The sequence below is a fragment of the Flavobacterium sp. H122 genome, assembly GCF_004959765.1.
GTDB lineage: Bacteria > Bacteroidota > Bacteroidia > Flavobacteriales > Flavobacteriaceae > Flavobacterium.
The window spans coordinates 157,002-174,147 of record NZ_SJZD01000006.1 but is presented as its reverse complement, the minus strand read 5'-3'; the positions used below and the strand labels follow the sequence as shown (position 1 = coordinate 174,147).

The 17,146-nt window shown below is 33.6% G+C and carries 12 protein-coding genes and 1 pseudogene; all 13 read left to right on the top strand.

Going from position 1 to position 17,146, the window contains the following annotated elements; translation table 11 throughout:
* Window positions 1–10 precede the first annotated feature (10 nt).
* The 13 genes and pseudogenes from EZM65_RS10840 (at window position 11) to EZM65_RS10785 (ending at window position 17,119) form a co-directional block, all read left to right on the top strand.
* Window positions 11–2,302, top strand: coding sequence for a glycoside hydrolase family 65 protein (locus EZM65_RS10840; RefSeq protein WP_136668580.1), 2,292 nt, complete (start codon window positions 11–13; stop codon window positions 2,300–2,302).
* A gap of 4 nt (window positions 2,303–2,306) precedes the next feature.
* Entirely contained in the window at window positions 2,307–4,421 is a 2,115-nt protein-coding gene (locus EZM65_RS10835) for a glycoside hydrolase family 97 protein (RefSeq protein ID WP_211196212.1), read from the top strand.
* Between the two features lie 53 nt (window positions 4,422–4,474).
* Window positions 4,475–6,313 carry a glycoside hydrolase family 13 protein gene (locus tag EZM65_RS10830; RefSeq protein WP_136668578.1) on the top strand — a complete coding sequence of 613 codons (1,839 nt, stop codon included), beginning with the start codon at window positions 4,475–4,477 and terminating at the stop codon, window positions 6,311–6,313.
* The gene (locus tag EZM65_RS10825; protein WP_136668577.1) at window positions 6,310–7,716 is read left to right on the top strand and encodes an alpha-amylase family glycosyl hydrolase; all 1,407 of its coding nucleotides are present in this window, start codon (window positions 6,310–6,312) and stop codon (window positions 7,714–7,716) included. The genes EZM65_RS10830 and EZM65_RS10825 overlap by 4 nt, the downstream gene beginning before the upstream one ends.
* A gap of 1 nt (window position 7,717) precedes the next feature.
* Window positions 7,718–8,380 carry a glycerophosphodiester phosphodiesterase family protein gene (locus EZM65_RS10820; protein WP_136668576.1) on the top strand — a complete coding sequence of 221 codons (663 nt, stop codon included), beginning with the start codon at window positions 7,718–7,720 and terminating at the stop codon, window positions 8,378–8,380.
* Window positions 8,377–9,588: an NAD(P)/FAD-dependent oxidoreductase gene (locus tag EZM65_RS10815; protein WP_136668575.1), complete on the top strand. Its 1,212-nt coding sequence runs from the start codon at window positions 8,377–8,379 to the stop codon at window positions 9,586–9,588. Before EZM65_RS10820 ends, EZM65_RS10815 begins: the two co-directional genes overlap by 4 nt.
* 58 nt (window positions 9,589–9,646) lie before the next feature.
* Window positions 9,647–9,796 (top strand): annotated as a pseudogene (locus EZM65_RS15860) (two-component regulator propeller domain-containing protein); the annotation flags it as partial.
* Between the two features lie 207 nt (window positions 9,797–10,003).
* On the top strand, window positions 10,004–12,214 hold the full coding sequence (locus tag EZM65_RS10810; protein WP_248574855.1) for a LytTR family transcriptional regulator DNA-binding domain-containing protein: 2,211 nt from the start codon (window positions 10,004–10,006) through the stop codon (window positions 12,212–12,214).
* Between the two features lie 109 nt (window positions 12,215–12,323).
* Window positions 12,324–13,421 (top strand): T9SS type A sorting domain-containing protein, encoded by a 1,098-nt coding sequence (locus tag EZM65_RS10805; protein ID WP_136668573.1) that lies wholly within the window; start codon window positions 12,324–12,326, stop codon window positions 13,419–13,421.
* Between the two features lie 152 nt (window positions 13,422–13,573).
* Window positions 13,574–14,656, top strand: a complete 1,083-nt coding sequence (locus tag EZM65_RS10800; RefSeq protein WP_136668572.1) for a diphosphomevalonate/mevalonate 3,5-bisphosphate decarboxylase family protein — start codon at window positions 13,574–13,576, stop codon at window positions 14,654–14,656.
* A gap of 11 nt (window positions 14,657–14,667) precedes the next feature.
* Window positions 14,668–14,883, top strand: coding sequence for a hypothetical protein (locus EZM65_RS10795; protein ID WP_136668571.1), 216 nt, complete (start codon window positions 14,668–14,670; stop codon window positions 14,881–14,883).
* A gap of 334 nt (window positions 14,884–15,217) precedes the next feature.
* The gene (locus EZM65_RS10790; RefSeq protein ID WP_136668570.1) at window positions 15,218–16,156 is read left to right on the top strand and encodes a mevalonate kinase; all 939 of its coding nucleotides are present in this window, start codon (window positions 15,218–15,220) and stop codon (window positions 16,154–16,156) included.
* A 45-nt stretch (window positions 16,157–16,201) separates the two neighbouring features.
* A complete protein-coding gene (locus tag EZM65_RS10785) occupies window positions 16,202–17,119 on the top strand; it encodes a geranylgeranylglycerol-phosphate geranylgeranyltransferase (RefSeq protein WP_136668569.1) in 918 nt (305 codons plus the stop codon).
* Window positions 17,120–17,146 lie beyond the last annotated feature (27 nt).

The following is a 17,146-nucleotide window of genomic DNA, read 5'->3' as shown; positions in this document are numbered from 1 at the left end:
AATTGAAAAAATGAATCAGGATTATATTGTACCGGATAATTGGTCGATTATAGAAGAAGGTTTTGAACAGGATAGAGTAAAATCATCTGAAAGTTTGTTCAGTATTGGTAACGGAGCCATGGGGCAGCGTGCGAATTTTGAAGAGGCGTATTCAGGTAAAACTTTTCAGGGAAGTTATATAGCTGGAATTTATTATCCGGATAAAACCAAAGTGGGATGGTGGAAAAATGGTTACCCCGAATATTTTGCAAAAGTATTAAACGCTCCAAACTGGATTGGAATTAACATCGAAGTAAATGGTGAAAATTTAGATTTAGCCAAATGTAAATCGGTTGCCAATTTCCGCCGCGAGCTTAACATGAAAGAAGGAATTTATTACCGTTCTTTCGATGCTGTTCTTCAAAACGGAACTGAAATCAAAGTAAAAATTACCCGCTTTTTATCTTTGGATATAGATGAATTGGGAGCAATTCATTACGAAGTAACTGTGGTAAATACAGAAGCTAATATTGTTTTTAAACCGTATTTGGATGCGGGTGTACATAATGAAGATGCCAACTGGGAAGAAAAATTCTGGGAGCCAAAAGGTGTAATGTACGGTGATAATCAGGCTTTTGTTACAGCCCGTACTTTCAAAACACATTTTACGGCAACAACCTTTATGCAAAACAATATTTATATTGATGGTGTTCTGCAGGAAGGAATTCGGGATAATGTGGAAGAAACTATTGATAAAGTAATTTTTTCATATGAAGTTGAACTGGCAAAAGGACAGACGGCATCCATTCAAAAATTAGGAGGCTACACCGTTTCTACCAATCATCCGGAAGAAAATTTAATTCCTTCTGCTAAAAAAGCGATTGAAAAAGCATCTCACTTAGGTTTTGATGGCTTGGTTGAAAATCAAAAACAAGCTTGGGCAAAAATTTGGGAAATGAGTGATATTACTATCGATGGTGATGTAAAAGCCCAACAAGGAATCCGTTTTAATATCTTTCAGTTAAATCAGACTTATTTAGGGAAAGATTCCCGTTTAAATATTGGTCCAAAAGGTTTTACCGGCGAAAAATACGGGGGATCAACCTATTGGGATACCGAAGCGTACTGTATTCCTTTTTACATGGCAACCAAAGACCAGCAGGTAGCACGAAATCTTTTGGCGTATCGTTACAATCAATTGGATAAAGCTATTGAAAATGCTGAAAAATTAGGTTTCAAAAACGGAGCAGCGTTGTACCCAATGGTGACTATGAACGGTGAAGAATGTCACAACGAATGGGAAATCACTTTCGAAGAAATCCATCGTAACGGTGCTATCGCTTTTGCTATCTATAATTATTACCGATTCACAGGTGATTATAGTTACATACCGGAAAAAGGATTGGAAGTTTTAATCGGAATTGCGCGTTTCTGGCATCAAAGAGCAACATTTTCTACCAAAAGAGGTGAATATGTAATTCTAGGGGTTACAGGGCCTAACGAATATGAAAATAACGTAAACAACAATTGGTACACAAACTATATTGCCAAATGGTGTATTAATTATGCTTTGGAACAGGTTGAAAAAGTTAAAGAGGATTATCCTGCCGATTATGCCCGTATCATGCACAAAGTGAATCTACAAAACGAGGAAATACTTGGGATGAAAAAAGTCGCCAACAAAATGTACTTCCCATATTCAAAAGAGCATCATGTGTATTTACAACAAGACGGTTTCTTAGATAAAGAGTTAATTACAGTGGCCGATTTAGATAAATCACAACGCCCAATCAATCAAAAATGGTCTTGGGACAGAATTCTGCGTTCACCCTACATCAAACAGGCCGATACGTTGCAAGGATTTTATTTCTTCGAAGATCATTTTTCAAAAGAAGAATTAGAACGTCATTTCGATTTCTATGAGCCATTTACAGTTCACGAAAGTTCATTGTCACCTTGTGTACATTCTATTCAAGCTGCCGTTTTAGGGAGAATGGAACAAGCTTATACTTTTTATCTGCGTACTTCCCGTTTGGATTTGGATGATTATAATAAAGAAGTGCATGAAGGATTGCACATTACTTCAATGGCCGGAACCTGGATGAGTATTGTTGAAGGTTTTGGTGGCATGCGTGTTAAAAAAGGTAAACTAACGTTTGAACCTAGAATTCCATCACAATGGGAAGGCTATTCTTTCAAGGTAAATTTCAGAAATTCAATTGTCAAAGTTGAAGTAAATCATCAGGAAACAAAAGTTAGCGTCGAAGGCGATAAAAGCGTTGAGGTAATTGTAAATGGTGCGGCTCAACTTATAAAAAATTAAAATTATGTGTAAATATTTTGTTTCAGTCATTATTGCTTTGCTATCCGTTTTGGGCGTTTCGGCACAGGAACTGAAATCTCCCAACGGGAATTTTAAAATGATTTTTTCATTAGCAAATGATGGTACTCCGTTGTACCAGCTTTTTTATAAAAGTAAAGAAGTAGTTAAGCCAAGTAAATTAGGTTTGGAACTGAAAAATGATAAAAATTCACTGCTGAATAATTTCAAAATCACAGAAGCAAAAGAAAGTGTCTTCAACGAAATCTGGAAACCGGTTTGGGGTGAAGAAACTGCTGTTCAAAATCATTATAATGAATTAGCTATACGACTGAAACAAAATACTACCGACAGAGATATTATAGTAAAATTCAGATTGTTTAATGATGGATTAGGATTTAGATATGAGTTTCCAGAACAAAAGAACTTAACCTATTTTGTGGTAAAAGAAGAACGTACCGAATTTGCCATGACTGGCGATCATACGGCATTTTGGATTCCGGGCGATTATGATACACAGGAATACGATTATACCGAAAGTAAGCTTTCTGAAATAAGAGGTTTATTTAAAAAAGCGGTTACCGATAATGCCTCTCAAAAACAGTTTTCAGACACTGGTGTCCAAACTTCACTAATGATGAAAACTGTAGATGGATTGTATATCAACATTCACGAAGCGGCTTTAATCAATTATTCGTGTATGCATTTGAATTTAGATGACAAGAATTTTGTATTTCAATCGCATTTAACACCTGATGCCAAAGGGAACAAAGGGCATTTACAAGCTCCAGGAGTATCTCCTTGGAGAACTATTATTGTTAGTCCTGATGCCAGAGACATACTAGCTTCACGAATGACCTTAAACTTAAATGAGCCTTCAAAAATTAAGGATACCTCTTGGATTAAGCCAGTAAAATATGTTGGAGTATGGTGGGAAATGATTACAGGAAAAAGTTCTTGGGCGTATACAGATGAGGTGCCTTCGGTACAATTAGGGATTACCGATTTTTCTAAAGCAAAACCTAATGGTAAACACGCAGCCAACACAAAACATGTCAAAGAGTATATTGACTTTGCTGCTTTACATGGTTTTGATGGGGTGCTAGTGGAAGGTTGGAATCAGGGTTGGGAAGACTGGTTTGGGCACGAAAAAGACTATGTTTTTGATTTCGTATCGCCTTACCCTGACTTTGATGTGAAAGCAATTCACGAATATGCGAAGTCAAAAGGCGTTAAAATGATTATGCATCATGAAACTTCGGGTGCTACCAGAAATTACGAACGTCATTTGGATAAAGCATTTCAATTTATGAATGACAATGGGTATGAGGCTGCCAAAACAGGTTATGTGGGTAATATTTTGCCTCTAGGGGAACATCATTACAGTCAGTCGATTTTAAATCATTATCAATATGTAGTCGAAAAAGCAGCCGATTATAAAATTATGATTAATGCGCACGAAGCGGTACGTCCAACAGGAATTTGCAGAACCTATCCTAATATGATAGGAAATGAAGCCGCTCGCGGAACAGAGTTTCAAGCGTTTGGCGGTTCAAAAGCAAATCATACAACAATTTTGCCTTTTACAAGGTTAATAGGTGGGCCTATGGATTATACTCCAGGTATTTTTGAAATGGATATTGCAAAAATTAACCCAGGGAATAATTCACATGTCAATACAACTTTAGCAAACCAGCTAGGTTTGTATGTAGTCATGTATAGTCCGTTGCAAATGGCAGCCGATTTGCCTGAAAATTATAACCGATTTTTAGATGCGTTCCAATTCATAAAGGATGTTCCTGTCGATTGGGCTACCTCAAAATACCTTGAAGCAGAACCAGGTTATTATTTAACGATTGCCAGAAAAGATAAAAACTCAAACAATTGGTTTGTGGGTAATTCAAATGGTTACAATGCTAGAACAGCAACGGTTAATTTAGACTTTTTAGAAAAAGGTAAAAAATACGAAGCAACAATTTATGCTGATGCTGATAACGCTGATTATAAAACCAATCCGCAAGCTTATAAAATTTCAAAACAAAAAGTAACCAATAAAACAAAATTGCTTTTAAAAACCGCTGCAGGTGGTGGTTTCGGAATCAGTATTAAAGAAATAAAATAATAATATGCCCTTTCAGTGTTGTATATGCTGAAAGGGTTATTTTTTTAAATAGTATGAATAAAATATTTCAACTTATAGTTTGTCTGTTTACTTTTTCATTAACTGCCCAAATTGATAGAGTAGAACCGCCATTTTGGTACGAAGGCATGAATAAAAGTGAGGTTCAGATCTTGTTTTATGGTAAAAATATTGCACAAAATTCGGTTTCCGTTTCAAATAATGTTGTAATTACTAATATCACAAAAACTGAAAATCCAAATTACCTTTTTGTAACAATTGATACTAAAAATGTAAAAGCACAACAATTGCAATTTACGTTTGTCAATGGTAAAAAAACATTCAAAAGAAATTACGAAATCAAAGCTAGAAAAGAAAATTCAGCTTTGCGTAAAAGTTTTAATGCTTCCGATGTGATGTATTTGTTAATGCCTGACCGATTTGCAAACGGAAATCCAAATAATGATTCTTCTCCTGAATTACAGGAAAAAGCCAATAGAAGTTTGCCTGGCGGAAGACACGGCGGCGACATTCAGGGAATCATCAATAATTTAGATTATATCAAAGAATTAGGCGCAACTGCTATTTGGAGTACACCACTTTGTGAGGATAATGATAAGGGTTATTCGTATCATACCTATGGTCAGTCGGATGTGTATAAAATTGATGCACGTTACGGAACCAACGAAGAATATAAGCAGTTGGCCTCTGAAATGCATAAAAGAGATTTGAAGTTAGTTATGGACTATGTGACCAATCACTGGGGAGCAGAACACTGGATGTTCAAAGACATGCCAACCTATGATTGGTTTCATCAGTTTCCCGGCTATGCGCAAAGCAATTACCGAATGACTACACAATACGATACAAACGGTTCAAAACGTGATGCAAAATATTGTATGGACGGCTGGTTTGTGCCTTCTATGCCCGATTTGAACCAGTCAAATCCATTAGTATTGAATTATTTAATCCAAAATGCGATTTGGTGGATTGAATATGCTGATTTGGATGGTTTTCGTGTAGATACCTACTCGTATAACGACAAAGAAGGCATTGCCAAATGGACAAAAGCTATTACTGACGAGTATCCTTATTTTAACATTGTAGGAGAAGTTTGGATGCATGACCAAGCGCAAATATCCTATTGGCAAAAAGACAGCCCGATTGCGAAAATTCAAAACTATAATTCACATTTACCAAGTGTGATGGACTTTACGTTACACGATGTTTTTGGAAATGTTTTTAATGAAGATAAAGCCGATTGGAGTAACGGAATGATTAAATTCTATGAAAATTTTGTGAATGATTTCTTGTATGCTAATCCAAATAATTTATTACTCTTTTTAGAAAATCACGATACCGGTAGATTCAATCAGATTTATAAAAATGATTTCAAAAAATATCAGCTTGGATTGACACTTTTAGCAACCATGCGAGGAATTCCGCAATTGTATTACAGTTCTGAAATTGGGATGGCAGGTGATAAAGGAAAAGGCGATGCAGATATTCGTCAGGATTTCCCAGGTGGTTGGAACGGCGATGCTAACAATGCTTTTTCAAATGCGGGAAGAACTGCTGAACAAAATCAATATTTTAATTTCTCTAAAAAAGTATTGAACTGGCGCAAGAATAAAGAAGTTATTCATTCCGGAAAATTAAAGCATTATATTCCGGAAAATAATGTTTATATTTATTTCAGGTATAATGACAAAGAATCGGTGATGGTGGTGATGAACAATGCAACCGAAGGACAAAAGATTAATTTGTCAAGATTTAAAGAGAGTTTACAAGATTATAATTCTGGTTTTGAAATAATTTCGGGTACCTCTGTTGACCTTAAAAATGAATTGATTATAGACGGTAAATCTTCAATGATTATAGAATTAAAAAGATGAGAAACATAATTTTAAGTGCATTAGTTATAGCTTCTTTAATTGGCTGTAAAAAAGAAGGTAAAAGCGGCGGAAGTAGTTCTTCAAACAATGAAACAGCGTCAGTAACGCCGGAACTGGCAGATAACGCAGTTATTTACGAAGCCAATATCCGTCAGTACTCACCTGAAGGCACTTTTAATGCTTTTATCCATGATATCCCAAAATTGAAAAAAATGGGAGTAAAGATTCTTTGGTTAATGCCTATTCATGAAATCGGTTATAAAAACCGAAAGGCAACAAGTAATAAGTCAGTTGTAGATATTGAAGATGTAATCGAAAAGAAAATTTATCTGGGTAGCCCTTATTCTGTTAGAGATTATAGAAGTATCAATCATATTTACGGATCTAAAGAGGATTTTCAATATTTGGTTAATACCGCTCACAAAAACGGCATGATTGTCATTTTGGATTGGGTGGCGAATCACACAGCTTGGGACCATCCCTGGGTTGCACAACATCCGGAGTATTATACCCGTGATAAAGACAGAAAGATGATTGCTCCGTTTGATTGGAGTGATGTGGCCGAACTGGATTATAATAATCAAAATCTTCGTAAAGCAATGATTGAAGATATGAAATATTGGATAAATGAATTCAATGTTGACGGTTTCCGTTGTGATGTGGCTGGAGAAGTGCCAACGGATTTCTGGGAAACGGCTTCTGTCGAACTCAATAAAGTAAAGCCTGTTTTTATGCTGGCCGAAGCTGAAAAACCGGAACTGATGAAAAAGGCTTTCGACATGCAGTATGGTTGGGAAGTACATCATATTTTTAATGATATTGCCAAAGGCAAAAAAACAGTCAAAGCTTTTGATGAATACATGCAAAAAGTAAAAGATTCGTTACAACCAGACGATATTCATATGAATTTCACTTCAAATCATGATGAAAATTCCTGGAACGGAACGGAATATGAAAGAATGAATAATGCTGTGGAAGTATTTACTGCACTAACATATGTAATGCCAGGTGTTCCTTTGATTTATAATGGTCAGGAATATGATTTAAAGAAAAGACTGAAATTTTTTGAAAAGGATACTATCCCGCATACCGTTGGAAAAATGAAGCCGGTATATGAAAAGTTAGGGAAACTAAAAATTGAAAATCCTGCTTTGCATGGAGGTAAAAATCCTGCCGGCTATAATCGTCTGGAAACTTCTGCAGATGATAAGGTTTTGGCTTTTGAAAGAGAAAAAGGAAATAAGAAAGTAATGTTTATAGCTAACTTATCCCGAAGAAGTCAAAATGTTGAATTGTCTTTAGAAGGCAATTTACAAGACTATATGACTGGCAGAACGATTTCTTTTACGAAAGGGCAAAAGACAAAATTAGAGCCTTGGCAATATTATATTTTTGTAAATTGAAATGCTTAATATAGGTCATAGAGGAGCAAAAGGCCACGTGGCTGAAAACACCATCGATTCTTTCTTAAAAGCATTTGAGTTGGGAGCCGATGGTATTGAGTTGGATGTTCATTTATCTGCTGACGGCGAAGCAATTGTTATCCATGATGAAACAGTTGACAGAACCATTAAAAATGCTGCCGGATTTGTAAAAGATTTTACCGTTGCTGAATGTCAAAAACTGGGTATTCCAACATTGGTTGAGGTTTTTCATATGCTGCCTGAAAATGCATTTCTGAACATCGAAATAAAAGATGTTAAAGCAACAGAAATTGTGGTGGAAGAAATTGAAAAATTTGAGCGTTTAGGAGAAATTGATTATAAGAATGTTTTGGTTTCTTCTTTTGACTGGGAAGTTTTGAAAGAAACAAAAAGATTGAATCAAGTTATCCGATTAGGTGTATTAACGGAAGGTAATCTTGAAGAGGCTGTCGAATTCGCCAAAAAGATTGAAGCCTATTCTGTGAATCCATGGTTCAAGCTGTTAACTCCTGAGTCTGTAAGTTTAATCCGCGAACATAAATTCCAGATACATACTTTTACGGTAAATTCACTTGAAGATATTACCTTTGTCAAAAATCTTGGTGTCGATGCCATTATTTCTGACTTTCCTGAAAGAGTATGATTTCAAATTATGACATTGTAATTGTAGGTGGAGGAGCTGCGGGCTTTTTCACGGCCATTAATATTGCAGAAAAAAATCCAAAGCTAAAGATTGCTATACTTGAGCGGGGAAAAGAAGTGCTTTCCAAAGTGCGTATTTCGGGTGGCGGACGTTGCAATGTTACCCACGCCTGCTTTATTCCTAATGATTTGGTGAAATTTTATCCGCGCGGTGAAAAAGAACTTCGGGGGCCTTTTCATCAGTTTTGCTCCGGAGATACCATCGAATGGTTTGAAAAACATGGTGTCGAACTTAAAATCGAAGAAGACGGACGTATGTTCCCTGTAACCGATTCTTCACAGACAATTATTGATTGTTTTTTGAATACTACCAAAAAATTAAAAATTGAGGTGCTGACCGGACAAAGCGTTCAAGAGATTTTTCAAGGTGAAAACTATTGGAAAGTTGAAACCAATCAACAAGTTTTCAAATGTCAAAAATTAGTTATGACTACGGGAAGTAATCCTAAAATGTGGGACATGATGCAAAAGTTAGGTCATAGTATTGTTGCTCCTGTTCCTTCTTTATTTACTTTCAATATTAAAGATAACCGCATTAAAGATTTGATGGGCGTTTCTGCAATTGCTTCAGTAAAAGTTAAAGATTCTAAATTAAAGGCTTCGGGACCATTATTGATTACGCATTGGGGTATGAGCGGACCTGGAATTTTGCGTTTATCAGCTTGGGGTGCAAGAGAATTGGCAGTTAAAAATTATCAGTTTACGTTACAGGTTAATTGGTTAAACGATTTGGATTTTGAAACCGTTTTGGATGATTTAAAAGAAATTAAAGAGGCTAATTCAAAGAAGATTGTTTCAAAATTTTGTCCGTTTGATTTTCCAAAACGATTATGGGAAAGTTTATTGACTGCCTCAGAAATAAATCATGAAACCAAATGGGCTGATGTAAATAAAAAACAACTAATAGATTTAGCGAATCAACTGAACAACGGTCAATTCCAAGTTAACGGTAAAAGCACTTTCAAAGAAGAATTTGTAACAGCAGGCGGAATCGATTTAAAAGAAATCAACTTCAAAACCATGGAGAGTAAATTGCACCCGAATTTATTTTTTGCTGGCGAAATTCTAAATATTGATGCTATAACCGGAGGTTTTAATTTTCAAAATGCTTGGACGGGAGGGTTTTTAATAGCACAATCTATTTACTGATAGTTAGTAAAAGCAAATCAGCATTTTTATATTTTTGTACGGAAAAACCTATAATTTAATGTGGTTAAAATTTTTTCTGTACCTTCTTTTCTTTACTACTGCAACTGCTCAGAACGGTAAGTTTATAAATTATACTCAGGAAAATGGCCTGCCTAGTAATGAAGTGTACGACTCATTTCAGGATAAGAATGGTTGTGTTTGGTTTGCGACAGATAGAGGAATAGCGCAATATAATGGCTATGAATTTCTAAAATTTGAACCTAAAGACGGTTTGACAGATATCACTGTTTTTGATTTTTTCCCTCAGGAAGATGGAACCGTTTGGTGCTCAACATTTAGTAATAAAATATTTTACTTTAAAAACGGAGAAACTAAATTCTATCGATATAAATACAACACTGCTCTGAAGCATTTTTTGAAAGATAAGAGATATACAACCTTTTTTTTAAAGAGTATTGCTTCAAACTTAAAAGGAGAGTTATTTCTTTCAAATAATGAGTCAATCATAAAAATTGATCGTAAAGGTGTTATTTCGATCATAAAAGGTAGAACCTTGGATAAAAATGGTAAAGCTGTTCTTGATAAAAGATCAAAATTTATTAAAACAAAGAGAATTAATTCCAATCAATCGATCAATTATCTCTCAGCTACTGAATCTTCAATTTTTTTACAACCATATTGTTCTGCAATGCATAGAGGGATTGTAAATGTTTCACAAAAAGTTAAGCTTGTAGTTACGGATAGTGCTGTATACTTACACAAAAAAGGAAGTTTGCCTAAAAAAATTAATTTTAAAAACCATGAACCTCTTGAAGCAGGTGCTTATGGAGATAATTTTTTCTGGATTGGATTTAGAGGTAAAGGCGCGAAGGTTTTTGATTTTGAAGGAAATGTAAAGAAATCATTTCTTGAAAATCATTCGCCTACCAAAGTTTTAAAAGATTGCTTTGGAGGTTTGTGGGTAACGACTATCGATTCTGGTGTTTTTTACATGTCATCTAATCAAATAGATACTTTTATTTTTGATAATTCAGGTATTAATTCATTAACAAGTGACCCTTTTGGCAATGTATATATTGGTACTTTTAACGGAGATATTTATAAAAAAACTAAAGGGAATAATTTTAAAAAAATTCATAAAGGTGTAATAAATACACCTTCACATGTTCAATATTTCGAACAAAAAAGGGCAACATATTTTTTTACCGATAATAAGGTTTTTTCGTCATTAGGCTATCAAAATAAAAATTTTCATGGAGTTCTAAAGATTTCAGACGATAATCCAAATGCACTTGTTTCTTCTCAATATGGTATTTACACACTTTTTGAAAATGATAAACTAATTTCAGACACGCTAAATTTTAGAATTCATGATATTTCCTTTAATAATGGTAGGTATTATTTAGGGACAATAGATGGATTAAGAGTTTTTGGGAAAAATAAAATTTATCATAAAACAATACCTCGTTTAAATTGTAGAATAGATGATTTAGACTATGAAGCATCATCAGGACTATTTTACATGGCTACTTTAGGAGAGGGTGTGTTAGTTTATAATCCTAGATATAATAGCGTATATGCTATTAATAAAAAGAAAGGCTTATCAAATGATTTGGTAACTGAAGTTTATGTTGAAGATAAAAATACTATTTGGGCTTGTACCAACTATGGTTTGAACAGAATACATTTTACTGATCCTAAAACTTTTTCTGTTGAGTATATAACCTCTTCGAATGGGTTGTTAGGTAATCAGCTAAAAGATATTGAAGTAATTGGGGATAAAATATATGTTGGTACTTCAAAAGGTTTGTCAATACTCTCAAAATCACAATTCGAAAAAATATTTGAACAAAAAAAGTATTTTTTGAGGCTTAAAAGAGCAGTGATTAATAACGTTATCTATAATCAATTTTTAAACGATTCAGAGTTAAAGCATAATCAAAATCAAATAGATTTTTTTATTGAAGCAGTCTCTTTTTCAGATAATAAAAATTTAGTGTATAAATACAAAATAGAAGGGCTGGATAAGGTTTGGAGGTATACTAAAGAACGGAAAATTTCCTATGAATTTTTGCCATCTGGGAATTATAAATTTATGGTTCAAATAGTTGAAGGAGGAAGAATATTATCAAATGATAAATTAAATATTTCGTTTTCTGTCAATTTGCCTTTTTGGGAAACCTGGTGGTTCATTTCTCTTGTAGTTTTAGCTATAGCGGGTTTGATTTTTCTTTTTTTTAAAATAAAAGTGTTTACTTATAATCAAGATATAGTTAGGGAATTACTGCGATTATGGATGAGAAAAATAAAAAAAAGAGAGAAGTATTATGTTTTTAAAGAAGCCGGTAAAGAGATAAGAATTAATACTGTCGATATTTTATTCGTAAAGTCTTCAGGTAATTACATTGATATTCATACAATTCAAAAAAAGTATACTGTAAGAGAGAAAATCAGTGATTTTATTAATGAAATTTCGGATCCATTAGAATTTTTAAGAGTGCATCGTTCTTATATAGTAAGAATTGACAAAGTTGAACAAAAATCTAAAAAACATATTTGGATAAATCATATTGAGATTCCAATCGGGGAGACTTATTTGGATGATCTTGATAAAATTGTTTTTTGAAATTTTAATTTTCGTCACTATTTTATATAGGATTCGTCACAAATGTATGATTTGTAAGGTTTTGGTAGAATTGTGTTTTTAGTTTTGTAGGAATTTTAAAACAAACATTATGAGAAAAACTATTTTACAAATCTTAAAAAAAGCAGGAATTATTTGTTTGCTTTTTGGAGCTTCATTTGTTTCACAGGCACAAACATTTAATTATGGGAACAATACTAATGCTGTAGCTGTAAGTGGACCAACTACTTCTGGTTCTACAACAAACTACACATTTACAATTCCGTTTTATGAACCAAACATGACAGGTGTCTTTAGTGTTGCATACAATACTATTTTTAGCTGTGGTTCTGGATATTATAAACATATTACTTTAAATAAAACAAATGGGACTTATGTTTCCAGCTCAGATAATAGTAATGGTGTTAGTATTCCAGGTACAAGTATGCCATTAGGAACAACAAGTTATGTTATGAGAGTTTATTGCGCAAATGGTGCGCCTGATTTACCATCTCAGTTATTAGCAACAAAATATATCAATATTACTGTTGTTAAAGAATCTGATCCTTCATTATCGTTGTCTTTAAGTGCATTTTGTAAAAAGAACAGCGATAACTTATACAATGGATATATAGGCTTTAATGTAACAGGAAGTTATGTTAATGCAAGTAAGTTGTATTTAAGTGTAGCGGGCACTTGTTCTCAAGCTGATACCAAGTTAACTATTTTAAGTAATAATTCTAATCTTCCAACAAACTCAGTTCTTCCAAATCAGTCTATTTATGATTGTAATGCTAATACCACTTATACTGTTTCTATGGTTTATAGAAGTACAACAATTACTGGACAAAACTTAGTTTATGATATTCCTAATGGTTCTTATGGTTGGACAGATTATTCTTGGACAAAAACTTTCAAATCATGTTTAAATAAGCTTGAACCAGTTCCAAGTGATCCTGTTGAGCTTAAAAATGCTACTGTAATTTATCCTAATCCAGTTAAGGATTTAGCGACAATAAAGGTAAGTAATGATGAGAAAATTATTTCAGTTTCAATTTTAGATTATTCTAATAAGATCCAGAAAAGAGAGAATTATAAAAAATCGTCTTCAGAACAGTCTTTAGAGGTTGGAGATTTAAGAAAAGGGATTTACTTATTGGAAATTGTGACTGATAAAGGTGTAAAGAGAGAAAGACTTGTGAAAGAATAGAAAAGTATTCAAATATCCAATCAAAAGGTGAGGTTTCTATGGTAAGAAACTTCACCTTTTGCGTTTAGCTTTAAATGCAGAAATAGTAAGAATTTGAAATGAAAGTATGTCAAATCCTCTAAAGTAGTATCTTTGCGTAAATTTTAGTTTTTATGTTTTCTGAAAAGGATTTTATCGCTTCAAATTATACAATTTCCACAACCGAAGGTGCTTTTGAATGGAGCGCACCAAGTAATATTGCTTTGGTTAAATATTGGGGGAAAATCGGCAATCAGTTACCGGCTAATCCATCAATCAGTTTTACGCTGAATAATTGTAAAACGATAACTAAATTGGCGTTTATAGCAAAAGATGTACAAGCTGATTTCTCTTTCGATTTGTTGTTTGAAGGAAAGCCAAAAGAAGATTTTAAACCAAAAATTCAAAAATTTTTCGAACGTATTTTTGAATATTGTCCTTATTTAAAAGATTTTCACTTTACAATAGATACTCAAAATACATTTCCGCACAGTTCAGGAATCGCGTCATCGGCTTCAGGGATGGCAGCGCTGGCAATGAACGTGATGAGTCTTGAAAGATTGTTAAACCCTGAAATGGCTGAAGACTATTTTTATCAAAAAGCTTCGTTACTGGCTCGTTTAGGATCAGGAAGTGCCTGCCGAAGCGTAAAAGGTCAGGTAGTTGTCTGGGGAGAGCATAAAGAAATTGAAGGAAGTTCAAATTTGTTTGGAGTGGGATTTTCAGGTATGCACGACAATTTTAAAAACTATCAGGATACTATTTTATTGGTCGATAAAGGAGAAAAACAGGTTTCGAGTACAGTTGGACATGATTTAATGCACGATCATCCTTTTGCAGAAAGACGTTTTGAGCAGGCACATGAGAACCTGTCTAAAATGAAATTTATTTTGGAAACCGGTAATATAGAGGAATTTATCAAAGTAGTTGAAAGTGAAGCATTGACCTTACACGCCATGATGATGACATCAATGCCTTATTTTATATTGATGAAGCCTAATACATTGGAGATCATTAATAAAATTTGGAAGTTCAGAAATGATACCCAAATTCCGGTTTGTTTTACACTTGATGCAGGTGCCAATGTACATGTTTTATATCCTGAAAAAAATAAAACGGAAGTTTTGCAATTAATTAACAATCAATTAGTTGAATATTGTCAAAATGGTCAATATATTTGTGATGAGATTGGGTTTGGAGCTCAGTTTTTATCATAAACATTTTGGCTATGGATTTACAGTTAAACAAACAGGATAAAGCGTTACAGCTTTTAGAATCTGATTATCTGTCAATGACAGATGGATTAGATAAAATTTTCTTGAAAAAATTTAAAAAGTCCAAAAAACACATGGCGGTTAATGATAAAAAATTCACTGATGAGGAAATGGAGGAGTATAAAGCCGGCCAACTTCTGAATTGGGATTTTTTTATGGGTAAAAAATAAATATTTTGTAACTATTCAGTATTTATCTTCCAGAGGGCTTAACTATTCTTAATTTTAGAGTAACACCTATTTTTTTTTTTACCATTAAGAGATTAAGAAAGTTAATTGTTTTATTGCCTGTTTTGGAGTGACTTAGTGACCTTAATTTCTTAATGGTTTAATTGAAAAATGCTTTGTTTAAAACGGAACAATGTTAAAGTTCATTAAATGTATGACAAAACATACAAGACTGAAAAATTATACTAAATTTTTAAAATTCAAAATACTTGCCTTAAAATATTTTGTACTTTTGCAAAGTATATTTATCTTCATTGTCTAAAAGCAAAGCTGCAAAATGAAAGGACCATTATTTTACTCAAAAATTCTACTTTTCGGAGAGTACGGAATCATTAAAGATTCTAAGGGGTTGGCAATTCCATATAATTTTTATAATGGTGCTTTAAAAATAGAAGAGAATCCATCTGAAGAAGCGGTTAAATCGAATACCAGTCTTAAAAAATTCACAGCTTATTTGCAGGAACTGCAGGAAGAACAACCTGAATTGGTAACTTTCAATAACAATGCTTTAAAAAGCGATGTTGAAGCTGGAATGTATTTTGATTCCAGTATCCCTCAAGGTTATGGAGTAGGAAGCAGCGGCGCACTTGTAGCGGCTATTTATGATAAATATGCTTTAAATAAAATTACGGTTTTAGAAAATCTTACCCGTGAGAAACTATTGCAGTTAAAAGGGATTTTTTCTCAAATGGAAGCTTTCTTTCATGGGAAAAGTTCTGGGCTTGATCCGCTAAACAGTTATTTGAGCCTGCCTATTCTTATCAATTCTCAGGATAATATTGAAGCTACAGGAATTCCGACCCAAAGTACCAACGGGAAAGGAGCAGTATTCTTGTTGGATTCAGGATTAGTAGGTGAAACGGCTCCTATGGTGAGTATTTTTATGGAAAAACTGAAAGAAGAAGGTTTCCGTAAAATGCTGAAATCACAATTTATTAAATATACTGATGCCTGCGTGGAAAACTTCCTTAAAGGCGACGTGAAATCATTGTTTACAAATACAAAAGAACTGTCTAAAGTAGTATTGAATAACTTTAAACCAATGATTCCGGAGCAATTCCATCAGGTATGGCAACGTGGCATCGATACCAACGATTATTACTTAAAACTTTGCGGTTCCGGAGGCGGAGGCTACATTTTAGGCTTCACTGAAGATTTGGAAAAAGCTAAAGTATCGTTAAAAGACTATAAACTGGAAGTCGTATATCAGTTTTAATTTTTATTTTCGAAGGTGTAAAACACTTTCAAATCCTATTATAGTATGCTCACAAGAAAAACAAAACTATTACTGATGAAAATTCTCAGTTTGTTTTCTGTGGTGCGTGGGTATAATATTCCGATCATTGTTTTAGCACAATACCTTTCTTCCATATTTATTCTGGCTCCTGAAAGGAGAGCTTTGGATGTAATTTTAGACTGGCGCTTATTTATTCTGGTTTTTGTGTCTACTTTGGTAATAGCTTCGGGTTATATTATTAATAACTTTTACGATTCCGAAAAAGATCTTATCAATAGACCAAGAAAATCAATGCTGGACAGATTGATAAGTCAAAAAACAAAATTGCAGGTCTATTTTGGATTGAACTTTCTGGCTGCGGTTTTAGCTTTTATTATATCGTGGAGAGCCGCTTTTTTTTACTCGGTGTATATTTTCTTAATTTGGTTTTATTCTCACAAATTAAAAAAATATCCAATTGTAGGTAATTTAACAGCTTCACTTTTAGCAGTTCTGCCTTTTTTTGGAATACTAATGTACTTCAAGAATTTTTACCATGTTATTTTTGCCCATGCAGGTTTTTTATTCCTGTTAATCTTAATCAGGGAAATGATAAAGGATTTGGAGAATATAAAAGGGGATATGGCTAATAATTATCAAACCATTCCTGTGCGTTTTGGTGAGCAGATTTCTAAATATATCATTACACTTCTGACACTTTCTACTATTATTCCGGTCTATATTCTCGTAGATAAGTTTAACGTAGGTTATATGGATGTGTATTTTTATGTGAGTTTGATTGTTTTGATATCCTTTTTAATAAAATTGTGGAAATCTAATGAACACTCAGAATACGTTCATCTTCATAATGCCTTAAAAATTCTGATTGTTGCCGGAGTTTTTAGTATTGTTCTTATTGAACCTATGGTTTTAATTCACGGGAGAAATCTGCTGAAGTTTTAATGGCATACTTTCAAATCAAGTTAAAAG

Coding starts and splice junctions, on each gene's coding strand:
- EZM65_RS10840 (WP_136668580.1), top strand. CDS start 11: ATGAATCAGGATTATATTGTACCGGATAATTGGTCGATTATAGAAGAA.
- EZM65_RS10835 (WP_211196212.1), top strand. CDS start 2,307: ATGTGTAAATATTTTGTTTCAGTCATTATTGCTTTGCTATCCGTTTTG.
- EZM65_RS10830 (WP_136668578.1), top strand. CDS start 4,475: ATGAATAAAATATTTCAACTTATAGTTTGTCTGTTTACTTTTTCATTA.
- EZM65_RS10825 (WP_136668577.1), top strand. CDS start 6,310: ATGAGAAACATAATTTTAAGTGCATTAGTTATAGCTTCTTTAATTGGC.
- EZM65_RS10820 (WP_136668576.1), top strand. CDS start 7,718: ATGCTTAATATAGGTCATAGAGGAGCAAAAGGCCACGTGGCTGAAAAC.
- EZM65_RS10815 (WP_136668575.1), top strand. CDS start 8,377: ATGATTTCAAATTATGACATTGTAATTGTAGGTGGAGGAGCTGCGGGC.
- EZM65_RS10805 (WP_136668573.1), top strand. CDS start 12,324: ATGAGAAAAACTATTTTACAAATCTTAAAAAAAGCAGGAATTATTTGT.
- EZM65_RS10800 (WP_136668572.1), top strand. CDS start 13,574: ATGTTTTCTGAAAAGGATTTTATCGCTTCAAATTATACAATTTCCACA.
- EZM65_RS10795 (WP_136668571.1), top strand. CDS start 14,668: ATGGATTTACAGTTAAACAAACAGGATAAAGCGTTACAGCTTTTAGAA.
- EZM65_RS10790 (WP_136668570.1), top strand. CDS start 15,218: ATGAAAGGACCATTATTTTACTCAAAAATTCTACTTTTCGGAGAGTAC.
- EZM65_RS10785 (WP_136668569.1), top strand. CDS start 16,202: ATGCTCACAAGAAAAACAAAACTATTACTGATGAAAATTCTCAGTTTG.